The organism is Rothia nasimurium (genome assembly GCF_014217215.1).
Taxonomy (GTDB): Bacteria; Actinomycetota; Actinomycetes; order Actinomycetales; family Micrococcaceae; genus Rothia; species Rothia avistercoris.
Map to the genome: position 1 here is coordinate 1,714,791 of NZ_CP056080.1, position 21,665 is coordinate 1,736,455.

Sequence of the window (21,665 nt, forward strand, 5' to 3'; positions counted from 1 at the left end):
CTCTCATGCCGGGAACCTGAGAGCAACAAACCACAAAGGCTTGTTACCTCAAAACCCAAAAGCGCACCAACATTACACAATCCTTATCAGCACCAACCACAAGGAAGGTACCTGAACTAACATTCCACCCATGAGCAAACCACCCAAACGACACTCGCGTTCAGCGTGGCTCAACCAATATGTTGAAGCTCCTTAGAAAGGAGGTGATCCAGCCGCACCTTCCGGTACGGCTACCTTGTTACGACTTAGTCCCAATCGCCAATCCCACCTTCGACGACTCCCTCCCACAAGGGGTTAGGCCATCGGCTTCGGGTGTTACCAACTTTCGTGACTTGACGGGCGGTGTGTACAAGGCCCGGGAACGTATTCACCGCAGCGTTGCTGATCTGCGATTACTAGCGACTCCGACTTCATGGGGTCGAGTTGCAGACCCCAATCCGAACTGAGACCGGCTTTTTGGGATTAGCTCAACCTCACAGTATCGCAACCCTTTGTACCGGCCATTGTAGCATGCGTGAAGCCCAAGACATAAGGGGCATGATGATTTGACGTCATCCCCACCTTCCTCCGAGTTGACCCCGGCAGTCTCCTATGAGTCCCCACCATTACGTGCTGGCAACATAGAACGAGGGTTGCGCTCGTTGCGGGACTTAACCCAACATCTCACGACACGAGCTGACGACAACCATGCACCACCTGTATACCAGCCCCGAAGGGAAACTCTATCTCTAGAGCGGTCCGGTATATGTCAAGCCTTGGTAAGGTTCTTCGCGTTGCATCGAATTAATCCGCATGCTCCGCCGCTTGTGCGGGCCCCCGTCAATTTCTTTGAGTTTTAGCCTTGCGGCCGTACTCCCCAGGCGGGGCACTTAATGCGTTAGCTACGGCGCGGAAAACGTGGAATGTCCCCCACACCTAGTGCCCAACGTTTACGGCATGGACTACCAGGGTATCTAATCCTGTTTGCTCCCCATGCTTTCGCTTCTCAGCGTCAGTTACAGCCCAGAGACCTGCCTTCGCCATTGGTGTTCCTCCTGATATCTGCGCATTTCACCGCTACACCAGGAATTCCAGTCTCCCCTACTGCACTCTAGTTAGCCCGTACCCACTGCAAACCCGGAGTTAAGCCCCGGGCTTTCACAGCAGACGCGACAAACCGCCTACAAGCTCTTTACGCCCAATAATTCCGGACAACGCTCGCGCCCTACGTATTACCGCGGCTGCTGGCACGTAGTTAGCCGGCGCTTCTTCTGCAGGTACCGTCACTTTCGCTTCTTCCCTGCTGAAAGAGGTTTACAACCCGAAGGCCGTCATCCCTCACGCGGCGTCGCTGCATCAGGCTTGCGCCCATTGTGCAATATTCCCCACTGCTGCCTCCCGTAGGAGTCTGGGCCGTGTCTCAGTCCCAGTGTGGCCGGTCACCCTCTCAGGCCGGCTACCCGTCGTCGCCTTGGTGAGCCGTTACCTCACCAACAAGCTGATAGGCCGTGAGCCCATCTAAAACCAGTACATATCCCTTTCCACCAGCATCCCATGCGGGAACTGGTCGTATCCGGTATTAGACCTCGTTTCCAAGGCTTATCCCAGAGTTAAAGGCAGGTTACTCACGTATTACTCACCCGTTCGCCACTAATCCACCCAGCAAGCTGGGCTTCATCGTTCGACTTGCATGTGTTAAGCACGCCGCCAGCGTTCGTCCTGAGCCAGAATCAAACTCTCCGTTGAAAAAATGAAGTAGTTGATGATCCTGGTCTCTGATTGTTAGCGAACCATTCACCACGGGGTGGTGTGGTTCAAGCTGACGAATCTGAAACCATATGATTATCAAATTCTGCAAGAAACCGTTGGTTTCTCACATTGTTATATAAATATTTGGTATCAGTTCAAGACCATAATCACTCCAGGACCGTTGTGGTCTTGGTATTGTGATGATGGACGATAAGAATGTTATTTATAACATTGGTACGCTATTGAGTTTTCAAGCAACAAACCGCATTCTCAACCCTAGCCAAATATTGGCCGGTGTTTCGTATCGGTCATTCTCAGTTTTTTATGCTACCCGCTTGGGCAACTCATTCACTCTATAATGCTTTTTCCATCATCGCAACTCGTTAGAGCGTGACGATAGCCACAAGCTCTTTTCTTTACTTCAAAGCCTTAGCTTCAAACCCGAAAACCAGTTCAATCAACTCTCCCTGGGAGTCTTTATCGACTCAACTTGTGGTGCACTATCCGATTATTTTTCGCTTTCGGCCGGTTCCCCGTGCCTCAGCGACTCGTTATACTTTACGCAGTTTTTTTGGAGCATGCAACCCGAACAGGGCTCTTTTTCCCTCAAAACACCACTCAAAGCCACACAATCAAAGGTATTTGCCCTAGTAAACAGCGGGTTAAATTTTCTCAAAAATATTTTGAAAAAATTTTCTAGCCTCGCAGAACCTCACCCTGCCCTACCTCCGATTTCATTCGCTTTCACCGCTCTGACCAGGGTAAATAGCTAAATAACTGTTCTTGCTGAGGTATGTCTACAAGGTAAAGGAAAAGCAGGCTCGCAGCGAAGCTGCTGGCTTCGATGAAGTGAGCGGGTGCGCCAGCACGCAAGAGCGAACGCAATCCGCCGTTAGGCGGGGCGTGAGGGTCAGGCTTACGCCTATTCCGCCCGCAGATTTATTTCCTCGTGCGCTCGGAATCTGCTGGGCTCCATCCAGCGCGAGCCTGCTTTTCAACAACAGAACTTACTGGGCAACCTCAATAACTGCCATGTTCTTCTTGCCGCGGCGAACTACCGCGTACTTGCCGAGAAGCAGGTCGGACTCAGTGAGGGCGGCGTCCTCGCCCTGTACCTTGACGTTGTTGATTGCAGCGCCACCTTCCTTGAGGGTGCGGCGGGCCTCGGACTTAGAAGCAGAAAGGCCAGTCTCGGTCAGTACAGTCACCATGTCTAGCTGGTCAGCTGAAAGTACCGCATGGGGCAGCTCGGCGGTAGCGGCCTTGAGGGTAGCCTCGTCCAGGGTAGCGAAATCGCCCTTGCCGAAGAGAGCCTCAGAAGCAGCGATTACCTTTTCGGTAGCCTCAACACCGTGTACCAGAGAGGTCACCTCGTAGGCCAGGATCTTCTGGGCTAGGCGCTTGAAGGGCTCTTCTTCAACAGACTTCTGCAGGGCAGCAATTTCGTCGCGGGTCTTGAAGGTGAAGACCTTGAGGCGGTCAGCTACGTCAGCGTCAGCGGTGTTCAGCCAGAACTGGTAGAAGGCATAGGGTGAGCACATCTCGGGGTCAAGCCAGATAGCGTTACCCTCAGACTTACCAAACTTGGTGCCATCAGAGTTAGTAATGAGCGGGGTACCCAGGGCGTGGACAGATTTACCGGTGACCTTGCGTACCAGCTCGGTACCGCTGGTCAGGTTGCCCCACTGATCGGAGCCACCGCACTGAAGGGTTATGCCGTGGCGGCGGTTAAGTTCCAGGAAGTCATTGCCCTGCAGAATCTGGTAAGAGAACTCTGTGTAGGAGATGCCCTCTTCAGAGTTCAGGCGCTTAGCCACGATTTCCTTTTTAATCATGGTGCCCACGCGGAAGTTCTTACCGATTTCGCGCAGGAAATCGATGGCAGATAGTTCACTGGTCCAGTCCAGGTTATTAACCATCTGGGCCCCGTTCTCACCCTCAAAGGACAAGAAACGCTCAATCTGGCCGCGCAGACGGCTTACCCAGCCCTCAACGACATCGCGCGAGTTGAGCACGCGCTCAGAGGTCTGGCGGGGATCACCAATCAGGCCGGTAGCACCGCCGACCAGGCCGAAGGGGCGGTGGCCAGCCAGCTGCAGACGACGCATGAGCAGCAGCTGGACCAGGTGCCCCAGGTGCAGGGAAGCTGCGGTGGGGTCGTAACCGATATAGAAGTTCACGGTCTCTTCAGCCAGCGCCTTCTCAAGGGCTTCTTCATCGGTGCTGACGTGCACAAAGCCACGCCACTTCAATTCCTGCCAGATATTCTCGAAGGAATCATCGTTGTGCTGAGCTGCAAGAGTCTCTTCAGACACGGTTACTCCATGGTTAGTAATGAACAAAAGCAGTGGCAAAGCCACCTCTACAAAGGTACCAGTTCACCGCCGGGACGGGCAGCGGGCGCTTCCGGTGTTCTCTGATTGAGAGAAAGAGAAAGGACGCCCCTCCCCCACTTCCCTGCCCGCGGGCAGGAAAAGAGGGTGGGAGCGTCCTTGCGCTACGGATTCTCGTGCAGCTACTCGGTAGGGGCGATGCCCGCGGGCAGGTCACGGGAAGCGAGCAGGTGCAGGCGCTGGGTGGGGCGGGTCATGGAGACATACAGGTCGCCCACCGAACCGTTAGCTGCACGCACCAGGTCGGCAGGCTCAACGATAATCACGGTGTCGAACTCTAGACCCTTGGCTTCCCAGGGAGTCAGAATCAGCACCTGGTGTTCCAGGGCAGAGGCCGAGGTGCCCAGCTTACCCTTGTGCTCGGCAGCAATTGCCAGGGCGGTTTCGCGGTAGCGTTCCTCGCTGACGATCACGCCGATGAGGCCGCCGGCGCCCTGCTCCAGCTCATCGCTGACGGTGCTCACCACAGCCGGGTAGAGGCCGTCCTCACCCACAACACGGGCGGACGGCGCCCACTTGCCCTCGCGCACGGCGCGGGGGGCAGAGATATCCAGGCCGGCGGCGCGGGCAACCGCAACGGCGGCATCCGAAATCTGGGCGGGGGTGCGGTAGTTGACGGTCAGCTCGTCCAGGGTGAAGCGCTCCCCCACAAAAGGCTCAAGAGCCTGCGCCCAGGACTGCGACGCTGCCGCCGAAGACGCCTGCGCAATATCGCCAACAATCGTAAAGGACTTCATGGGGCAGCGGCGCATGAGCAGGCGCCACTGCATGGGGGAAAGCTCCTGGGCCTCATCGACCACCACGTGCCCGTAGGCCCAGGTGCGGTCGGCCTGCGCGGCGCGGGCAGCGGTCATACGCTCGCCACGTTCCTCGTTCAGCTCGGCAATTTGCTCGGCGGTGACCACGCCGTCCACGCCCATATCGGCCAGCTGCTGGTCCACGTTCTCCAGGGCCTTACGGGCGTTTTCGAGATTGGCCTGGTGGGCCGCCTCGGCGCGGGCAGCGGCTCCGGCACCGGCGACCTTGGAAAAATCACCGAGAAGCTCCGCGGCCTCGTCTAGTAGGGGCACATCGGACTCGGTAAAGGGCAGGTTCGCTGCGCGCGCCAGGACGTCACGCTCAGCGTCGGTGAGGACGCCCGCGGTTGCGCTCTGCAAGTATTCCGGCTTTGAAAACAGCGAGCGCACCAGGGTCTCGGGTGACAGGGGCATCCAGGCGAGGTTGATGGCTCGGCGGACGTCCAGGGACCCGCGGACATCGTCTTCGAGGTAGGGACGGTCAACCGCGTGGCCGGCGGCGGCGTCCAGCTTTTCGTTGAGCTGGGTGGTGAGCTCTTTCAGGAGCACCTTCACAAAGGTTTCGCGGGCCTCGTTGTGGGGCTTGCCGGTGGAGCGGGCGGTGGTACGGGCCTGCTTGACCATGCCGGGGGTCATCTCGATGGCGGTGGAATCCACGTACATCTTCACGGGCTTGGCCGGCACCTTCTGACGGTCGGCCACCGCCTTTTTGATGACCTCGGCCATGCGCAGGTCGCCCTTAATCTGGGCAACTGCGGGGTCGGTCTCGGGTACAGCCTTAATACCGGGGTACAGGGTAGCTAAGGACGACATCACCACGCCGGTCTCACCCAGGGAGGGCAGCACACGCTCGATGTACCACATGAAGGAAGCGGAGGGGCCGACCACCAGAACACCAGCGTTATTGAGACGCTCGCGGAAGGTATAAAGCAGGTAGGCGGCACGGTGCAGGGCAACGGCGGTTTTACCGGTACCGGGGCCGCCCTGCACAACGCGGACGCCTGCCAGGTCGGCGCGGATGATGGCGTCCTGCTCTGCCTGAATTGTCGCCACGATATCGCCCATGCGGCCGGTGCGCTTGCGGTTCAGGGCCGCTAGCAGGGCGCCCTCACCGTGCAGGTTCTCATCGCCGTCCTCAAGAAGGGTTGAGTCGAGCACATCGTCTTCGAAGCCGGTTACTTCGCGGCGCTCTAGCATCAGGTGGCGGCGGCGGCGCACACCCTGCCGATTGAAAGCGGTCGCCTGGTAGAAGGTACCTGCTTCGGGGGCGCGCCAGTCAATGAGCAGGCGCTCGTGGTCTTCGGTTGCCAGGCCGATACGGCCGATATAACGGATAGCCTCGTCGTCGAGGTCAAGACGGCCAAAAGCCAGGCGGTGGTCAACAGCGTTGTACTGGGCCAGGCGGTCTTCATAGTGCTGGGCGTAGGCGTCACGCTCTGAACGGTTCTGGTGGCTACCAACAGCCTGGTTCTTGCGGGTGCTCTTGAGCTTTTTCTCGTTAATCTCTCGGAGCTCATCAAGGCGGGCGTACAGCCTGCCCACGTAGGCTCGTTCACCTGCCAGCTGAGCCTCGTAGGCTTTTTCAGCGGCAGTCTGCTCACCGGTTGCGGTTGTGTTCTCGGTCAAGAGGGAACCCTTCATCGCGGAAAATTCAAGCCCTCCATTCTACCCGTACACCCGAGTAAAAAGAAAGGACGCCCGCGGCAGCTCTGCGGGGCAGGGCACCCAGACTTTCAATCGCTGCTTATCAGTAGTGGTATCTGCAGGCGGCAATCAATATTGCCGTATCTGTTATCGCATAAATGAGTCTGTGTTCGTCTGTAATCCGCCGCGACCAGAACCCTGACCAGTCGTGTTTAAGGGCCTCGGGTTTGCCGATGCCCTCGTGCCCGTTGCGGGCAATATCTTTAATCAGAGTGTTAATGCGTTTGAGGACTTTGCGGTCCTGTTGCTGCCACCAGAGGTAGTCTTCCCAGGCGTTTTCATCCCACACGATTTTCATGGCTTACTCTTCGATCAGCTGGTGCTTTTCCCCCAGACCAGCTTTCAGTCGCGCGATTGAGTCAGAGATTCGACGAGCGTTCCGGGGGGAGCGCATGAGGTAGGCGGCTTCTTTGAGGGACTCATAGTCTTCGAGCGATAGCATGACGACGGGGTCGTGCCCCACTCTAGTGATGACGACTTCTTCGCGGTCGTTGATAACAGAGTCCATGACCTCTGCGTAACGAGCCCGAGATTCTGAATAGGTCATTGTTTTCATTCCACACAGCCTTTCTTGTACAACCAATTGTACGACTAGTGGTTTTTCTTGGATAGCCCCGAGAGTACAACACGACCCCTTCCAGGACGAAGAGGACACCCGCCCTTCCCCGGTTTGGGAAGGACGGGCGTCTGCTCAAACGCCGCTAGGGCTGGGTCACGCCGTCAGGTGAAATCGTAAAACCTGCACCATCAGTACCAATGCATTTGATGGAATCGGCAGAAACAGCCTGGCAGGAAACACCGTTGAAGTTAATAACGGTGCCAACATCAAGCGCGGTACTTTGAGACGTTGTCTCACTCGGCCCCTGCAGGCCGCCTTCCTCAACAACCACGCCAGCGCTCGGGTTCATGGTAACCTTCCAGGTTTTGACATAACCACCGATAGGATTGCCGGCAACAGCCCCATTGGCCTGAGTTGTCTCGCATACTACGCCGAGGCCTCCCATAGTGATACCGCAGCCAAAGGTTCCCATCGACGCACCAGCCGGAGCAAAACCGTAGTCATAGGTACTCTGAGCAACCGTGGAATAGTACTGCGCGGTATCAGCTACCGGTCCCGGGATCGGTGCAATGCCTGAACGCAGTTGGATGTATGCGCTATTCACAGGGTTAGTACAAGTAGCGTAAGCACCCGTGGTGCGGCTCGAGCTACCACTTTCTAAGCAGGTGTAGTCACCCAAAGCTACCTGTGCAGGGGCCTGCCCTGCAGAACCGTCTGTCATCGAGGGCAGGAAGGATTGCATAACGTCAACGGCCTCGTCACAGCTGACTTGGCCACCAAAGACATAGATATGGCTTTGAACTCCGATTGACTGAGCAAGGCCGCAGTCTGTGCCCGGTGCAGCTAAAGCAACAGCTGCTTCGCTAGTCACTTCAGGAGAAGACTCCGATGAAGCAGTTTCGGCATTGGAGGCACTAGCTGAACTGGTAGCTACAGTGGATGCAGAAGATGGAGAAACTGATGCACTTACTGAGTTAGTCGCCTCAGTAGTTGGTGATTCGCTAGATTCAGTCTGATGAGCGTTAGAACCGCAGGCAACCAAACCAAGCAGAGCAACAGTAGTGCAGGAAACAAAAAGTTTACGGCGCATCATGACCTCGTAGTGTGTGCGGTAATAGTGATATCACCAGCTTACTCAAAAGCCCAACAACAGTACGTACGCACCGTTGTTGGGCTTCAAGTTACAAAATTTTATGTGTAGAAGACCTACTCAGCGACCAGAGACAGAGCCTCCAGGCGGTGGCCAGCCAGAATCTCGCGTCCGCCCAGGCCCTCAAGCTCCAGAAGCACGCCGATGCCAGCGACCTTCAGGTCAGCCATCTCCATCAGGTGGGTGGCCGCCTCAAGGGTGCCGCCGGTAGCCAAAAGGTCATCCACAATCAGCACACGGGAACCTGCCGGGATATCGTCCTTGTGAATCTCAATCGCGGCCTGACCGTATTCGAGGGAGTATTCCTTCATATAGGTGTCGCGAGGCAGCTTACCAGCCTTACGCACGGTCATGACGCCGGTACCGGCAATGTAGGCGATAGCCGAAGCCATCAAAAAGCCGCGCGCTTCAACGCCAGCTACGATATCGAACTGACCCTCAAAACGCTGGGCGAGCTCTTCCATCGACGCCCGGAAAACCCGCGGGTTAGCGAACAGGGTAGTGACGTCGTAGAAGAGGATGCCTTCCTTGGGGTAGTCCTGAATCTGCGCGCAGGCAGCGGGAATCTGCTCCTCAAGGGGCAGGGAAGAATCAACGGGCTTAATCATGAAAAATCTACACCTTAGACGTTAAGAGAAGGCGCAACTGTTCAAGCGCCACAGTCAGTATACGCTCACAATACTCATATCAACTGTTGACTCCGGCAGGTGAGAATCATGAAAAACCTCATGAGCAGACTAGTAGACTAGGTACAAATATCACCTCACACAGACTCACATAAAGAGCTACGATGCACTCCACTATCTACAGTAAAACCCGCCTCCTCTTCAAAAATGAAGGGCAAGAAGGCGCGAGCGCTGAACTTCAGGTACCACCCTCAACTTCAATCACCATCATGTGGGATGGTACCGGCGCAGAACCCCAATTCACCGGCGATGAGTTCTTCATCAGTAACAGCCTCTTTACAGCAGCCTTCTTTGACTACCTCATCCACAAAAAAGCTCAGCAAAAAGCAGCAGCCGAAGATGTGCTGCCCCAGTGGGAAGAAACCCCAGACGAAGAGCACGCAAATTTCCAGGACGACTCAGCTGCTGAAAAGACCTATGAAGAAAAGCTAGCCAGCCTCCGGAAAGACACCAAAAAAGCAGAAGAAACCCTCCTGGAACTAGCCGAACTTCTAGCCTTCGGACCCAAAAAGGACAGCTTCCACGAGGCTTACTGCTCTGCCTGCGTCGAATTTACCCACCATCAGGAACTAGCAACCCCAAGGATCTGGGCAAACGCCTACATCTGTGACAACTGCAATGTGATTACAGCAGGTTGTTCAGTTCCCGGTTGCTCACACTTCGCCCTTAGAGGTTTTGGCCATACAGGCATGCGGGCAGCTTCGCTTCCTCTATGTGCTGAACACACTCACGAGATACCCAGTTTTGAACGGGCAAAAGCAACCCTCAGCGACCTTTCCCACTGGGACACCCTGTTTGAGTACGAAAAGTCAGACATCAAAAAGGTAGCGAAGCGAGGGGCAGCCATTGCAACCGTCGCAAGCCTTGCGATACCTTTTGCCTACGTTGCGGCCCCCGGTATCGGCGCAGCTGTTGGCGTAGCAAAGGGATTGCATGGAGCCGCCGCTGTGAACCACGGCCTTGCACTATTGGGCGGTGGCTCCCTTGCGGCAGGCGGTATGGGCATGGCCGGTGGCCAGATTGTTATTACCGCAATCGGCTCCGGACTTGGCGGTGTGGCCGGTATGAGAGTCGCATCGGCCTATATGTCCAAGGATTCTTCATTCAACATCGAATCAATCCGTGGTGGGGAGGGCCCAGCAGTAGTCTTCGCCTCTGGCTTCACCACCGAAGATGACCAGAAGTGGGCCCGGTGGAAGCGCGTGATTGACACCGAATACCCCAACAACCCCGTCTACAGGGTTTACTGGGGTGCCAAGGAACTCAAGGACCTCGGCGTGTACCTGGGTATGGGCGGTCTCGGTGGTGTTGGCGGCCTGGGCCTACAGGGTCTCGCTGCCAGGGGCGTCAAACGAGCCGCAAAGAACCTCGGTGGTCTAGGGGTAGCAAATGCAGCCCTGGGTCTGGTCACCAACCCTTGGACCACAGCTTCAAACAGAGCCAAGCAGGCAGGCTCTGCTCTTGCCTCTATCCTTGCAAGAACAGAACATCAGGACGGATTTATCCTCATCGGCCATAGCCTCGGCGGTGCCTTGATGGCAACCGCTGCAGCTGCTCTTGCCAACGGTAATGAGCAGACACCGATCGTTGGCATCCATCTCCTCGGTGCCGCCTACCCTGCTAACACCGCAACCGAATCTCTTGCTAACGGCGTCAACGGCACAGTTTTCAACTACCATTCACTCAACGATGAGGTATTGAGAAAGCTGTATAAGGTTGGGTCTTTCGGTAAGACAGCAGCAGGCTTTAGAGGTTTTTCGCAGGATCACCCCCGAGTAATCAATGTTGACGTCACTGAGCACGTCCCCGGTCACCGGAAATATATTGACTTTGTGACCCTTCACGGTGACAAATAAATAGCGGAAAACAAAGAGGAAGGGACTTGGTCTAGAGAAATTCTCTGGGCCAAGTCCCTTCCTTCTTGCCTGACTATGGTCCCTAAGAAATAACCTGGGGGCGGGCAGCGAAAGCACGCGCAGGTTCTAGCTCACTCTTGAGCGCTTCCAGCTGGGCAGCCACAGCGGACGGGGCGGTACCGCCCTGGGCACTGCGGGAATTCAAAGACCCCTCAACGGTGAGCACTTCGCGGACGCCCGCGTGCAGGGCAGGTGAGATAGCCAGATAGTCCTCGTCGGTCAGGTCCCACAGTTCGCAGTCCTTTTCTTCGCAGACACGCACAGCTTCACCGGCCAGTTCGTGGGCCACGCGGAAGGGCACGCCCTCGCGCACCAGCCACTCGGCAACGTCCGTTGCCAGGGCAAATCCCTGGGGAGCCAGCTCCGCTAAGCGATCGGTGTTGAAAATGAGGGTGGCAATCATACCGGAGACAGCGGGCAGTAGAACTTCGAGCTGGTCGATGGCGTCAAAGACCGGCTCCTTATCTTCCTGCAGGTCGCGGTTGTAGGCCAGGGGCAGGGCTTTCAGGGTTGCCAGCAGGCCGGTGAGGTCACCGATCAGGCGACCGGCCTTACCGCGGGCAAGCTCAGCGATATCGGGGTTCTTCTTCTGCGGCATAATCGATGAGCCGGTGGAGAAGGAGTCATGCAGGGTTACAAAGGAGAATTCCTTGGTGGCCCAGAGAATAATCTCTTCAGAAATACGGGAGAGGTCTACCGAAATCATGGCGGCGATCCAGGCGAACTCGGCGTAGACATCGCGGGAGGCGGTGCCGTCGATGGAGTTGTGGGTTGCGGAGTTGAAGCCCAGGTCAGCGGCTACAGCTTCGGGGTCCAGCCCCAGGGAAGAGCCCGCGAGCGCCCCGGAGCCGTAGGGGGATACAGCGGCGCGCTTATCCCAGTCCAGCAGACGGTCAAGATCGCGGGACAGGGCCCAGGCATGGGCCAGGAGCTGGTGGGAGAGCAGGACAGGCTGGGCGTGCTGCAGGTGGGTGCGGCCGGGCATGGGCGCGTAGGGGTGGGCCTCAGACTGGGCAATCAGGGCATCGATGGTGTCCATGACGCCGGTGGCAATGATAGAGGCGTGATCGCGCAGGTACATGCGGCCCAAGGTTGCAATCTGGTCGTTGCGGGAGCGGCCAGCACGCAGCTTACCGCCCAGTTCGGCCCCGGCACGTTCGATGAGGCCCTTTTCGAGGGAGCCGTGCACATCCTCATCCGACTCCGCCGGAGTGTAGGCGCCAGAACGGACGTCAGCTTCAAGCTGGTCAAGGGCTGCAATCATGCCGGTGAGCTCGTCGTCGGTGAGCAGACCGGCCTTAGCCAGCACACGGGCGTGGGCTCGGGAGCCTGCAATATCGTAGGGCGCTAGACGCCAGTCGAACTGGGTTGACTTCGACAGGGCGGCAAGAGCCTCAGAGGGGCCGCCTGCGAAGCGTCCGCCCCAGAGAGCGCCATCGTTGGTACCGTGCTTTTCAGCTGACATAGTTTTACCTTTGCGGGGTTGGGAAAATCGTGCGGGGTAAGGCAAAAGCCGCCCGCCGGCGTCCTTACCTTCTCGTGGGGTAAGGACGCGCGGGGTTGGGCGGCTGAAGCGGGGCTAGTTTTAGAGGCCCAGGCGCTGGTCGCGGGCTGAAGCGACCTTGGAGGACATACCGAACAGCTCAATGAAGCCGCGGGCCATGGACTGATCGAAGGTGTCGCCCTCATCGTAGGTGGCCAGGTTGAAGTCGTAGAGGGAGGTCTCTGACTTACGGCCGGTAACAACGGCGCGGCCACCGTGCAGGTCCATGCGGATATCGCCGTTGACCATCTTCTGGGTGTCGTTGATGAAAGCGTCCAGGGACTTCTTCAGCGGTGAGAACCACTGGCCGTCGTAGACCAGTTCAGTCCAGCGCTGGCCAACAATCTTCTTGAAGCGGGCCTGCTCGCGCTCGATGGTGACGTTTTCGAGTTCCTTGTGGGCAGCCATGAGGGCCATAGCGCCGGGAGCCTCGTAAATTTCGCGGGACTTAATGCCGACCAGGCGGTCTTCAACGATGTCGATACGGCCGATGCCCTGGGCACCTGCGCGGCGGTTCATCATCTCGATAGCTTCAAGCGGGGTAACTGCCTGGCCGTCGATAGCAACGGGGATGCCTTCCTTGAAAGAGATGACGACGGTGTCGGGTGTGGGAGCGAAGGTGGGGTCGTCGGTGTAGTCGTAGACATCCTTGGTGGGGCCGTTCCAGATGTCTTCGAGGAAGCCGGTCTCAACAGCGCGGCCCCAGACATTCTGGTCGATGGAGAAGGGGTTCTTCTTGGTGGTAACAATCGGCAGGTTGTTCTTCTCTGCGTAGTCGATGGCCTTCTCACGGGTCAGGGCCAGGTCACGCACGGGAGCGATGCACTTGAGCTCGGGGCCCAGGGTCTGGATACCAACCTCAAAGCGGACCTGGTCGTTACCCTTGCCGGTGCAGCCGTGGGCAACGGTAGTGGCGCCAAACTGCTTGGCTGCTGCTACCAGGTGCTTGGTGATGACGGGGCGGGACACAGCCGATACCAGGGGGTAGGCGTCCATGTAGAGGGCGTTGGCCTTGAGAGCGGGCATGCAGTACTCATTGGCGAATTCATCGCGGGCATCCGCTACATAGGCCTCAACAGCACCGCAGTCGAGGGCGCGCTGGCGGATGGTCTCGAGGTCCTCGCCGCCCTGCCCTACGTCAACGGCAACGGCGATAACTTCTGCGCCGGTTGCTTCGCCGATCCAGCCGATGGCAACTGAGGTATCTAGACCGCCTGAGTAGGCCAGGACGATGCGCTCTTTCATGGTGCTCCTTGAGATATTACGTTCAGGGGCGGGAGGTCCCCGCAGGTTCTATAAATAATTATGCACACTCAGACATAATTATGCAAAACGTATCAGCCAGTGATACGCGCTACTATCATCGCGCGCCGTTACAAAACCAGCAAGAGAAACGCGCACCCCAAAATGAAAAAACCTTAATGGAATACTCACAGAATTTTTAAAGACGACTGACACACTAGAAACATGCTCAAGAAATACATGTTCGGAATCCTGCTCCTGGCAGCTATTGGAATGGTCGCTGCTCTCGCTCTACTGATGAGCTTCCGCGGCCAGCTCGGTGACGAGGTAGACCCCATCGTCCTCGACCGCACCACTTCCCCCAGCTCGTCAGCGTCCGCCTCTGCAACCCCCTCGCCGTCAGCAAGCAGCGAGAGCCCCAGCCCTGAGCCCACCGAAGAGCCAGCAACTGAGGAAGCAGCCCCGGTTGAAGAAGCCCCCGCCGAGCAGGCACCGGCTGTCGTTGAAGCCCCGGCCCCCGCAGTGGTTGAGCAGGCTCCCGCACCTGCACCGGCTCCCGTCGTGGTAGAACAGGCACCGGCCCCCGCACCTGCCGACGACGATGACTTTGATGATGACTTTGATGATGACTACGAGGTCGATGACGATGACGATGACGATGGCGACGATGACTAACCCTATCACCAAGCTGTGGGCCAAGCGGCATTCTAGCGACTCTTCCCGCCTGAACAACCAACGCACAGGGTCGGTACGACTTCGCATTGTCGCATGGATGGTTTTGGTGACCGCCTTTATCATCACAGGCCTCATCTTCACGGTTCGCGAGATCCTCATCAGCGAGGTCGGCGCCAACGCCGCAGCAAGTACCGAAAGCGAAATTTCAGAGTTCCGCACCTTTGCTGAACTCGGTGTAGACCCCACCACCGCTGCCCCCTTCGAAGACCTGGACCAGATGCTCACAGCCTTTGTGTCCCGCCAGTTCACCGGCTACGCAGAGCAGCTCATTGGCGTTACCAGCAACCAGGTCATCATCATCGATGAGCAGCAGGACTACGCAGAAGAAACCGGCTACAGACTGCATCAAGACAAGGACCTCCTTGCCCTCATCACCGGGTATGAGAGGACGTCGGGGGTCGAGCAAACCCCGGCAGGCCCGGTGCACTGGGGCAAGGTCGAGGTCAGCCTCAACACTGACGATGGAACCCAGACCGGGCACCTCATCGTTGTGGAATATATCCAGCCTGAGCTCGATGCGGTGCAGCACACCATCGTCACCATGATTTGGGTGGGGCTGGGCGGGCTAGCTGCCACCGTAGTCATCGCGTGGCTGGTCGCGGGCCGCATCACCAAACCGATTCGGAGCCTGCGCACCGTCGCCCAAGAAATCAACGACAAAAACTTTTCAGGACGAGTCGCCGTCAAGGGCGACGACGACGTGGCAGCTATGGGCCACACCTTTAACCAGATGCTAGATAGATTGGAGGAGTCAGCCATGATTGAACGCCAGTTTATGGACGACGTGAGCCACGAGCTGCGCACCCCCATCACCATCGTGCGCGGTCACCTTGAGCTCATGGACCGCACCGAGGAACAGGATCAGACCCTGCAGCTGGTCGACGATGAGCTAGAACGCATGGGTCGTATCGTCGCTGACCTGCTCACCCTCGCCAAGTCCGAGCGTCCTGACTTTGTCTCACCGCACCCGGTAGACGTCGCCGACCTGATGATTACCCTCGACTCGAAGGTACAGGCCTTTACCGACCACCGCTGGATGATGGCCGATATTGCCGAAGGTGAAGTTGACCTGGACGAACAGCGCATCACCCAGGCTCTCGTCCAGCTCTGCGCCAACGCAGCCCAGTACTCCCCCGAAGGAACCACCATCTCTATCGGCTCAGCCTTTGAGGGAGCAGGTTCCCACCGCGAGCTCAAGCTCTGGGTACGAGATCAGGGCCCCGGCGTCAGCGAAGAAGACGCCGCAACCCTCTTCGAACGGTTCAAACGCAATAACGCCAAAAACCCTGCCACCGCTAAAAAGCACTCCGTAGGTGCCGGGCTGGGGTTGGCCATCGTCCGCTCCATCGCAGAAGCCCACGAGGGATCCGTCTGGATCGCCCAGCCGGACGACGGTATCGGCGCTATCTTCGGCATCACCCTGCCAGCAGCTGCCGCAGCGGATAGCGGTAAGGACGACACCGATGCCCTAGCAGATAGCGTCTCCAGCGTACGCTACCCCAGCTGGACCAAATAAAACTCTTAGACCCGACCGCACCATCAGAAAGAAGCCCCGCCATGAGCCATATACTGATTGTTGAAGATGACCCGCGCATCTCGTCCTTCATCGTCAAGGGCCTGAAATCAGCAGGCTACACCTCAACCCTCATCGACGAAGGCCGCTCAGCCTACGCCCTGGCTAAGGTCAGCGACTTCGACCTCATCATCCTCGATGTGGGGCTTCCCGGTATGGACGGTTTTACCATCATGAAGTCCCTGCGGGCTGAAGGCATCACCACCCCTATCATCATGCTCACCGCCCGCGACTCCGTTTCAGACACCCTCGAAGGTCTTGAAAACGGCGCCAACGACTACATGACCAAGCCCTTCCAGTTCGCCGAGCTCTTAGCCCGTATCCGTCTGCGCCTGCTCGACACCAACCGCGAAGAAACCAACGCCTCGACCCTGGCCCACCGCAACCTTGAGCTCAACGTGCTGACCCGCCAGGTCACCGTCAACGGCACTATCGCTGAACTCACCAGCCGTGAATTCGCCCTGCTTGAGACCTTCATGAGGCACAAGAACCAGGTGCTCTCGCGCGAGCAGCTCCTGGGCCAGGTGTGGGGCATGGACTTTGACCCTAACTCCAACATCGTCGACGTCTATATTCGCGCACTCCGCAAAAAAATTGGTGATGACTATATCGCCACCGTCCGAGGGGCAGGGTACCGATTCGTATGAAACTTCTATACTCATCAACCAATGTACCTGCCCACGAACCGGCAGTAGATACCGCGCCGCTGACCATCGTCAAGCCCAGTTTCATCACCGGTAAGCTACTCATCTCGTTCTTCGTTGCGGTGCTCCTCATCGGTGCTACTACCGTCACCGGGATGACCTCCACCGAACTCTCCCTTGAGGGCGCCCTCACCCTTGCCATCTTCATCCTGGCAATCTGGGCCTGGGTGTTCAGCCCGCTGTCAGACACCTACGTCTCACTCGCAGCTGCGGTAGCTCTGGTGCTAACCGGCATTATCAGCACCGACCAGTTCACCGCTTCACTGGGCACTTCGGCTGTCTGGCTGCTGGTGGCAGCTGTGGTGATGGCCCAGGCTCTGACTGCCTCAGGTCTCACCCGCCGTCTCACCGCCCGACTTGTAGCCCTGGCCCGCACCCCGCGCCAGCTCGCCCACCTCTACAACCTAGCCCTCTTTCTGACTGTCTATCTGGTCCCCTCACCTTCAGGCCGAGCAGCCCTCACCCTGCCCATCTACCTGGCCATAGCAGAAGCTATGCCCGACCGTCCCAAGCTGGTCAAGGCCCTGGGAATCCTGGCCCCCTCCACCATCCTGGTCTCAGCGGTTGCCTCCTTTATCGGTGCAGGTGCCCACCTGGTCACCGCCGAAATCCTCGTGGCCTACGGGCTAGAAACCATCGGCTTTCTCGAATGGATCATTCTGGGCTCGGGTCTAGGCCTGCTTGCCTCACTCCTGGTCACCGAGCTGGTCTTCATCCTCTTCCCCACCCGCGATGACGCCCCGGCAAAACTCCATATCGACCTGGCAGACTTCGAAACCGAAGGCAGCACTCCTGTGCGAGGCTCCCTCACCCAGGCAGAGAAAAACATCGCGCTGGTACTTGGCGTTGCGATTCTGCTCTGGTGTACAGAGTCCTTTCACGGGGTAGACCCGGTGATTGTAGCTGTGCTCGGCGCGCTGGCTGCCAGCGCTCCCCGTTTCGGTTCGGTCAAGCTGGCTGCTGCTCTCAAAAAGGCCCCCTGGCCCATGCTCATCTTCATGGCCACAACCCTGGCCATTGGTACCGCTCTCTCGGAGTCGGGGGCAGCGACCTGGCTGGCAGAGTCAATCTTCGCCCCGGTTTCAGGGCTAGGACGCAGCGGCGCAGCGGTCTTCGTGCTTCTGGTCATCGCCCTCTCAACGATGGCCCACCTGGTGATTCAGTCCCGCTCAGCCCGTTCGGCTGTGCTCGTCCCCCTGATCATCACCGCCGCCATCCCCCTGGGGGTCAACCCGGTAGCGGCCGCCTTCATCTCAACCGCAGCCGCCGGATTCTGCCACACGCTGACCTCCAGCGCTAAGCCGGTAGCCCTCTTTGCCACCATTGACGGCCGTCCCACCTACACCCCGTCCGATCTTCTCAAGCTTTCAGCCTGGCTGGCACCGCTCCACGCAGCGCTCATTGCCGGCTTCGCCTTCTTCATCTGGCCGGCCCTGGGCCTGCCGCTCTACCTCTAAATCACCACACCTTTACAAGGAGAAACACCATGACTATGTCCATTCCCCAGCGTATTCTAATCGCCCCTTCCGGTTTCAAGGGCTCTCTTGAAGCTGATGTTGTAGCGGACGCCATTGCGTCCGGTATCCGCCGCGTCATCCCCGGCGTCAACACCGTGACCATACCGATTCCCGACGGCGGCGAAGGTACCGCAAAGATGCTGGCTGGCTCCACCGGCGGCAAGCTCGTACACACCAAGGTCACCGGCCCGGTAGGCCAGCAGGTTCGTTCCCACTACGCCCTGCTCGGCGGAGCTCAGGACGGCGTCGCAGTCGTTGAAATGGCAGCGGCCGCAGGGCTCTCCCTGGTACCTAAGGATCTGCGTAACCCCGCTGAAACCACCACCTACGGAGTGGGGCAACTCATTGCTGCGGCACTCGATAACGAAGACGTACACACCGTACTGGTAGGCTGCGGCGACTCAGGCACCTCAGACGGCGGTGCCGGTGCCCTCTCAGCACTGGGTGCCCGTATTCTCAACGAGGCCGGAGAAGAAATCCCCCTGGGCGGTGCCCACCTGACCGAGGCTGCGTCCATCGACTACTCCGGTCTACACCCCCGCCTTTCCCAGGTACGCATCGTCCTGGCTCTCAACCAGCACAACATCCTGACCGGCCCCAAGGGCGTTGCCCGCGTCTTTGGCCCCCAGAAGGGGGCAACCCCCGAGCAGGTTGAACAGCTGGATGCGGCCCTAACCCACTGGGCCAACCTGCTAGAAGAGACCTACGAGACCATGACCGACGGCAAGCTGCACATGGACTTCCACACCGGCGCAGGCACTGGTGCCTCCGGCGGTCTGGGGGCAGGGCTGGCTTTCATCGGTGCCGAGCTCACCCCGCGCTTTGAGGCCCTCATCGACTCCGGCCTGGCCGGCATCAACCTTGATGAAGAAATCCGCCACGCTGACCTGGTCGTTACCGCAGAAGGCGCTATCGACTTCCAGACCCCCAAGGGCAAGGTTCCTGCAGAAATCGCCGCCCGCGCCCAGGGTTCGGGTGCTCCGGTCCTCGCATTGGCTGGCTCTATCGGTAAGAAGGCCTACCGCGTGCACGATGCCGGCATCGACGCTTTCGCCTCGATTATCCCCCTGCCCATGGATCTTGAAGATGCCCTGGTCAACGGTGAAGAGCTGCTGACCGACTCGGCAGAGCGCACCTTCCGCATGATTCTGTTGGGTGCTTCGCTCTCGGCCTCCATGCAGTCCCGCCGGGCGCAGCTGGCTGCCGCCTAAGGTAACCGGTACACGGTAGAGGATCTTCCCTAGGCTTCCTGGGTGAGGGCCTCTGCCAGTACCCGCTTCAAGATTTTGCCGGTGGGCCCCAGCGGCAGCTCCTCTTTGAAAACATAGCGACGCGGGTACTTGTAGGCGGCAAGTTCGCGGCGGGCCAGCTGATCGAGGGACGCGGTCAGCTCAGCCTGCTGCGAAGCGTCCAGGGGTTCGCGCGGCACCACTACCGCTACAATTTCTTCGCCCACGGACTCAGAGGGCTGCCCCACCACGGCTGCCAGCTGGACAGCGGGGTGGGTGTAGAGAACGTCCTCAATTTCCCGAGGGTAGACGCTGTTGCCGTTACGCAAGATCATGTCTTTGAGGCGGTCAACGATAAAGATATTTCCCGCCTCATCGAGCCGGGCCACATCACCGGTGGCAAACCAGCGGCCCTTGAGCACCTCGGCACTCGCTTCGGGGCGGCCCCAGTACCCGGCCATGACGTTGGGCCCTGCCACCCACAGTTCACCCGCTTCACTGGTAGCCAGCGGCTCCCCCTGCCTATCGACCACTTTCACCTCTACCCCGGGTAGGGCCCTGCCGACAGAACCAATCACTAGGCCGTATTCAGCCCGGTTGAAGGACACAACGGGTGCAGTTTCGCTCAGCCCGTACCCCTCGTAGATGGGGAAGGCCACCAGTCGCTCAATATCAGCGTGGACGGAAGCGGGCAGGGCAGCCCCGCCCGATATACCGAAGCGGACGCGCCCCCGCAGCTGGTGGGTCAAAGCGGGGTCGGTGCCCAGATAGGTAGCCAGGACACTGTACATGGTAGGAACTGCAGCGAAAACAGTGACACCGGCACTTGCACATAGCTGGGCTGCTCCACCCGGGGTGAAGCGCGGGAGCAGGGCAATGGCGGCGCCCGCTGCGAGTACCGCGTTCATCGATACGGTCTGCCCAAAGGCATGAAACAGAGGAAGGCCACCGAAGATAACGTCGTCTGCGGTGAAGCCAAAAACGTCAACGCAGGTTCTAGCGTTCGACAGCATATTGGTATGGGTCAAGGTCGCGCCCTTAGGAGCACCTGTTGTGCCTGAGGTGTAGAGGATAACGGCAGGATCATCCCCGGCAACCGCCTGCGGAGCCCAAGAACTCAAGCTGGGAGTATCTACCTCGAAGGCTTCCTCGGGCGCTATAAGCTCAATGTGCAGCGCGGCTCCTACCTCGGCAGATACCTGGTCTAGCTCCTGCCCAACCCGGGTCCCAGCCGCTGCCACCAAAAGCCGCGCACCGGCGTCCTGAACCTGATAAGCCGCTTCGCGGGCTGATAGGAGGGGGTGTATAGGCACCACAATCACTCCCAGCGACAAGGCACCGTAGTAGAGACCCACCATAGCCGGTACGTTGGGTAGCGCCAGCGCAACCCGGTCGCCGGTCTCAACACCGCGATGAAGGAGCCAGTCACGAGCAGAAGCCGTCAGCAGGTTCAGCTGACGGTAGGTAAAGGTTCCACCCGCCCAGGTCAAGGCTAGGGAATCGTCATCTGCCCGCTCCGAAAGCAGGGCTGCAATATTGTACTGAGGCGATGCGACGAGAGTCTGGTCAGCATCTTTGGTATCCACAGGTCTGCCTTTCTTCGAGCCTAGCTAGCCCTGCCCATTCTTTCACACCTTCTACCTCAAAACTTCTGAACAAAAGTTATAAATAAGGCGAGCATGAGCTGTAGGGTGGTCTAGACAGGGTTGCTAACGTGCCTCACTTTTTGAGAGAGTGAAAGTATGACAGATGTGAACCATAGCCTGACCGAGCAGGACATCGACTTCCTTAACTCGGTGTTCGACCTGGCACGTGACAACAAGCCGGTAGCCCTCAAATCACTGTTTGACCAGGGCATACCTGTTGACCTCACCAACGCCAAGGGCGATACCCTGCTCATTTTGGCCGCTTATCACGAACACGCTGACCTGGTTCAGCTCCTGATCAATGAGGGGGCCGATCTTGACCGTCTCAATGAGCGGGGCCAGACTGCTCTTGTCTGCGCTACTTTCCGTAACAACCTTCCGATTGCCCGCATGCTTCTCGATGCTGGCGCCGACGAAACCCTGGGGTCGCAAACGCCCGCTGACGTGGCAGAGTTCTTCGACCTTGACGAGATGAAGAAACTTTTTGAGGGGTAATGGGTTAGACCGGTATCATCACCGGGTTTACCTACGCCTACCACGTTA

At 58.3% G+C, this 21,665-nt stretch carries 16 protein-coding genes and 1 rRNA gene; 7 read left to right on the forward strand and 10 right to left on the reverse strand.

Annotated features, from left to right (window positions below):
* Positions 1-196: 196 nt before the first annotated feature.
* The 7 genes from HWU94_RS07790 to HWU94_RS07820 all read right to left on the reverse strand — a co-directional run bounded on the left by HWU94_RS07790 (position 197) and on the right by HWU94_RS07820 (position 8,939).
* Positions 197-1,725 (reverse strand): 16S ribosomal RNA (locus HWU94_RS07790).
* Positions 1,726-2,735: 1,010 nt separating this feature from the next.
* Positions 2,736-4,043, reverse strand: a complete 1,308-nt coding sequence (gene tyrS / locus HWU94_RS07795) for a tyrosine--tRNA ligase (RefSeq protein ID WP_185173219.1) — start codon at positions 4,041-4,043, stop codon at positions 2,736-2,738.
* Between the two features lie 200 nt (positions 4,044-4,243).
* The gene (locus HWU94_RS07800; RefSeq protein WP_244955928.1) at positions 4,244-6,544 is read right to left on the reverse strand and encodes an AAA family ATPase; all 2,301 of its coding nucleotides are present in this window, start codon (positions 6,542-6,544) and stop codon (positions 4,244-4,246) included.
* Positions 6,545-6,665: 121 nt separating this feature from the next.
* On the reverse strand, positions 6,666-6,920 hold the full coding sequence (locus HWU94_RS07805) for a Txe/YoeB family addiction module toxin (protein WP_185173221.1): 255 nt from the start codon (positions 6,918-6,920) through the stop codon (positions 6,666-6,668).
* Between the two features lie 3 nt (positions 6,921-6,923).
* Entirely contained in the window at positions 6,924-7,178 is a 255-nt protein-coding gene (locus tag HWU94_RS07810) for a type II toxin-antitoxin system Phd/YefM family antitoxin (protein ID WP_185173222.1), read from the reverse strand.
* A 145-nt stretch (positions 7,179-7,323) separates the two neighbouring features.
* A complete protein-coding gene (locus HWU94_RS07815) occupies positions 7,324-8,274 on the reverse strand; it encodes a hypothetical protein (protein ID WP_185173223.1) in 951 nt (316 codons plus the stop codon).
* 113 nt (positions 8,275-8,387) lie between these two features.
* Entirely contained in the window at positions 8,388-8,939 is a 552-nt protein-coding gene (locus tag HWU94_RS07820) for an adenine phosphoribosyltransferase (protein WP_185173224.1), read from the reverse strand.
* 182 nt (positions 8,940-9,121) lie between these two features.
* Here HWU94_RS07820 and HWU94_RS07825 point away from each other — a divergent pair, with 182 nt between their 5' ends.
* Positions 9,122-10,873, forward strand: coding sequence for a DUF726 domain-containing protein (locus HWU94_RS07825; protein WP_185173225.1), 1,752 nt, complete (start codon positions 9,122-9,124; stop codon positions 10,871-10,873).
* 82 nt (positions 10,874-10,955) lie between these two features.
* Here the strand turns inward: HWU94_RS07825 and argH are convergent, their stop codons facing one another.
* Together argH and HWU94_RS07835 are read right to left on the reverse strand one after the other, a co-directional pair.
* Complete coding sequence (gene argH / locus HWU94_RS07830; RefSeq protein WP_185173226.1) at positions 10,956-12,398, reverse strand: argininosuccinate lyase; 1,443 nt, start codon at positions 12,396-12,398, stop codon at positions 10,956-10,958.
* A gap of 120 nt (positions 12,399-12,518) precedes the next feature.
* Complete coding sequence (locus tag HWU94_RS07835; protein WP_185173227.1) at positions 12,519-13,721, reverse strand: argininosuccinate synthase; 1,203 nt, start codon at positions 13,719-13,721, stop codon at positions 12,519-12,521.
* 222 nt (positions 13,722-13,943) lie between these two features.
* Here HWU94_RS07835 and HWU94_RS07840 point away from each other — a divergent pair, with 222 nt between their 5' ends.
* The 5 genes from HWU94_RS07840 to HWU94_RS07860 are packed head-to-tail and all read left to right on the forward strand — an operon-like array spanning position 13,944 to position 19,458.
* On the forward strand, positions 13,944-14,393 hold the full coding sequence (locus HWU94_RS07840) for a hypothetical protein (protein ID WP_185173228.1): 450 nt from the start codon (positions 13,944-13,946) through the stop codon (positions 14,391-14,393).
* Positions 14,386-15,969 carry a HAMP domain-containing sensor histidine kinase gene (locus HWU94_RS07845; RefSeq protein ID WP_185173229.1) on the forward strand — a complete coding sequence of 528 codons (1,584 nt, stop codon included), beginning with the start codon at positions 14,386-14,388 and terminating at the stop codon, positions 15,967-15,969. Before HWU94_RS07840 ends, HWU94_RS07845 begins: the two co-directional genes overlap by 8 nt.
* A gap of 41 nt (positions 15,970-16,010) precedes the next feature.
* Positions 16,011-16,673: a response regulator transcription factor gene (locus tag HWU94_RS07850; RefSeq protein WP_185173230.1), complete on the forward strand. Its 663-nt coding sequence runs from the start codon at positions 16,011-16,013 to the stop codon at positions 16,671-16,673.
* Entirely contained in the window at positions 16,670-18,187 is a 1,518-nt protein-coding gene (locus tag HWU94_RS07855; RefSeq protein WP_185173231.1) for an SLC13 family permease, read from the forward strand. Before HWU94_RS07850 ends, HWU94_RS07855 begins: the two co-directional genes overlap by 4 nt.
* Positions 18,188-18,216: 29 nt before the next feature.
* The gene (locus tag HWU94_RS07860) at positions 18,217-19,458 is read left to right on the forward strand and encodes a glycerate kinase (protein ID WP_185173232.1); all 1,242 of its coding nucleotides are present in this window, start codon (positions 18,217-18,219) and stop codon (positions 19,456-19,458) included.
* A 29-nt stretch (positions 19,459-19,487) separates the two neighbouring features.
* Here HWU94_RS07860 and HWU94_RS07865 read toward each other — a convergent pair whose 3' ends face one another.
* Positions 19,488-21,062, reverse strand: coding sequence for an AMP-binding protein (locus tag HWU94_RS07865; protein ID WP_185173233.1), 1,575 nt, complete (start codon positions 21,060-21,062; stop codon positions 19,488-19,490).
* 156 nt (positions 21,063-21,218) lie between these two features.
* Here HWU94_RS07865 and HWU94_RS07870 point away from each other — a divergent pair, with 156 nt between their 5' ends.
* A complete protein-coding gene (locus HWU94_RS07870; protein ID WP_185173234.1) occupies positions 21,219-21,617 on the forward strand; it encodes an ankyrin repeat domain-containing protein in 399 nt (132 codons plus the stop codon).
* The last annotated feature ends 48 nt before the right edge of the window (positions 21,618-21,665 follow it).

What these genes read in the sequence shown, in the direction of transcription:
- HWU94_RS07805 (WP_185173221.1), bottom strand. Translation starts at nt 6,920, where the DNA reads ATGAAAATCGTGTGGGATGAAAACGCCTGGGAAGACTACCTCTGGTGG.
- HWU94_RS07810 (WP_185173222.1), bottom strand. Translation starts at nt 7,178, where the DNA reads ATGAAAACAATGACCTATTCAGAATCTCGGGCTCGTTACGCAGAGGTC.
- HWU94_RS07815 (WP_185173223.1), bottom strand. Translation starts at nt 8,274, where the DNA reads ATGATGCGCCGTAAACTTTTTGTTTCCTGCACTACTGTTGCTCTGCTT.
- HWU94_RS07820 (WP_185173224.1), bottom strand. Translation starts at nt 8,939, where the DNA reads ATGATTAAGCCCGTTGATTCTTCCCTGCCCCTTGAGGAGCAGATTCCC.
- HWU94_RS07825 (WP_185173225.1), top strand. Translation starts at nt 9,122, where the DNA reads ATGCACTCCACTATCTACAGTAAAACCCGCCTCCTCTTCAAAAATGAA.
- argH (WP_185173226.1), bottom strand. Translation starts at nt 12,398, where the DNA reads ATGTCAGCTGAAAAGCACGGTACCAACGATGGCGCTCTCTGGGGCGGA.
- HWU94_RS07835 (WP_185173227.1), bottom strand. Translation starts at nt 13,721, where the DNA reads ATGAAAGAGCGCATCGTCCTGGCCTACTCAGGCGGTCTAGATACCTCA.
- HWU94_RS07840 (WP_185173228.1), top strand. Translation starts at nt 13,944, where the DNA reads ATGCTCAAGAAATACATGTTCGGAATCCTGCTCCTGGCAGCTATTGGA.
- HWU94_RS07845 (WP_185173229.1), top strand. Translation starts at nt 14,386, where the DNA reads ATGACTAACCCTATCACCAAGCTGTGGGCCAAGCGGCATTCTAGCGAC.
- HWU94_RS07850 (WP_185173230.1), top strand. Translation starts at nt 16,011, where the DNA reads ATGAGCCATATACTGATTGTTGAAGATGACCCGCGCATCTCGTCCTTC.
- HWU94_RS07855 (WP_185173231.1), top strand. Translation starts at nt 16,670, where the DNA reads ATGAAACTTCTATACTCATCAACCAATGTACCTGCCCACGAACCGGCA.
- HWU94_RS07860 (WP_185173232.1), top strand. Translation starts at nt 18,217, where the DNA reads ATGACTATGTCCATTCCCCAGCGTATTCTAATCGCCCCTTCCGGTTTC.
- HWU94_RS07870 (WP_185173234.1), top strand. Translation starts at nt 21,219, where the DNA reads ATGACAGATGTGAACCATAGCCTGACCGAGCAGGACATCGACTTCCTT.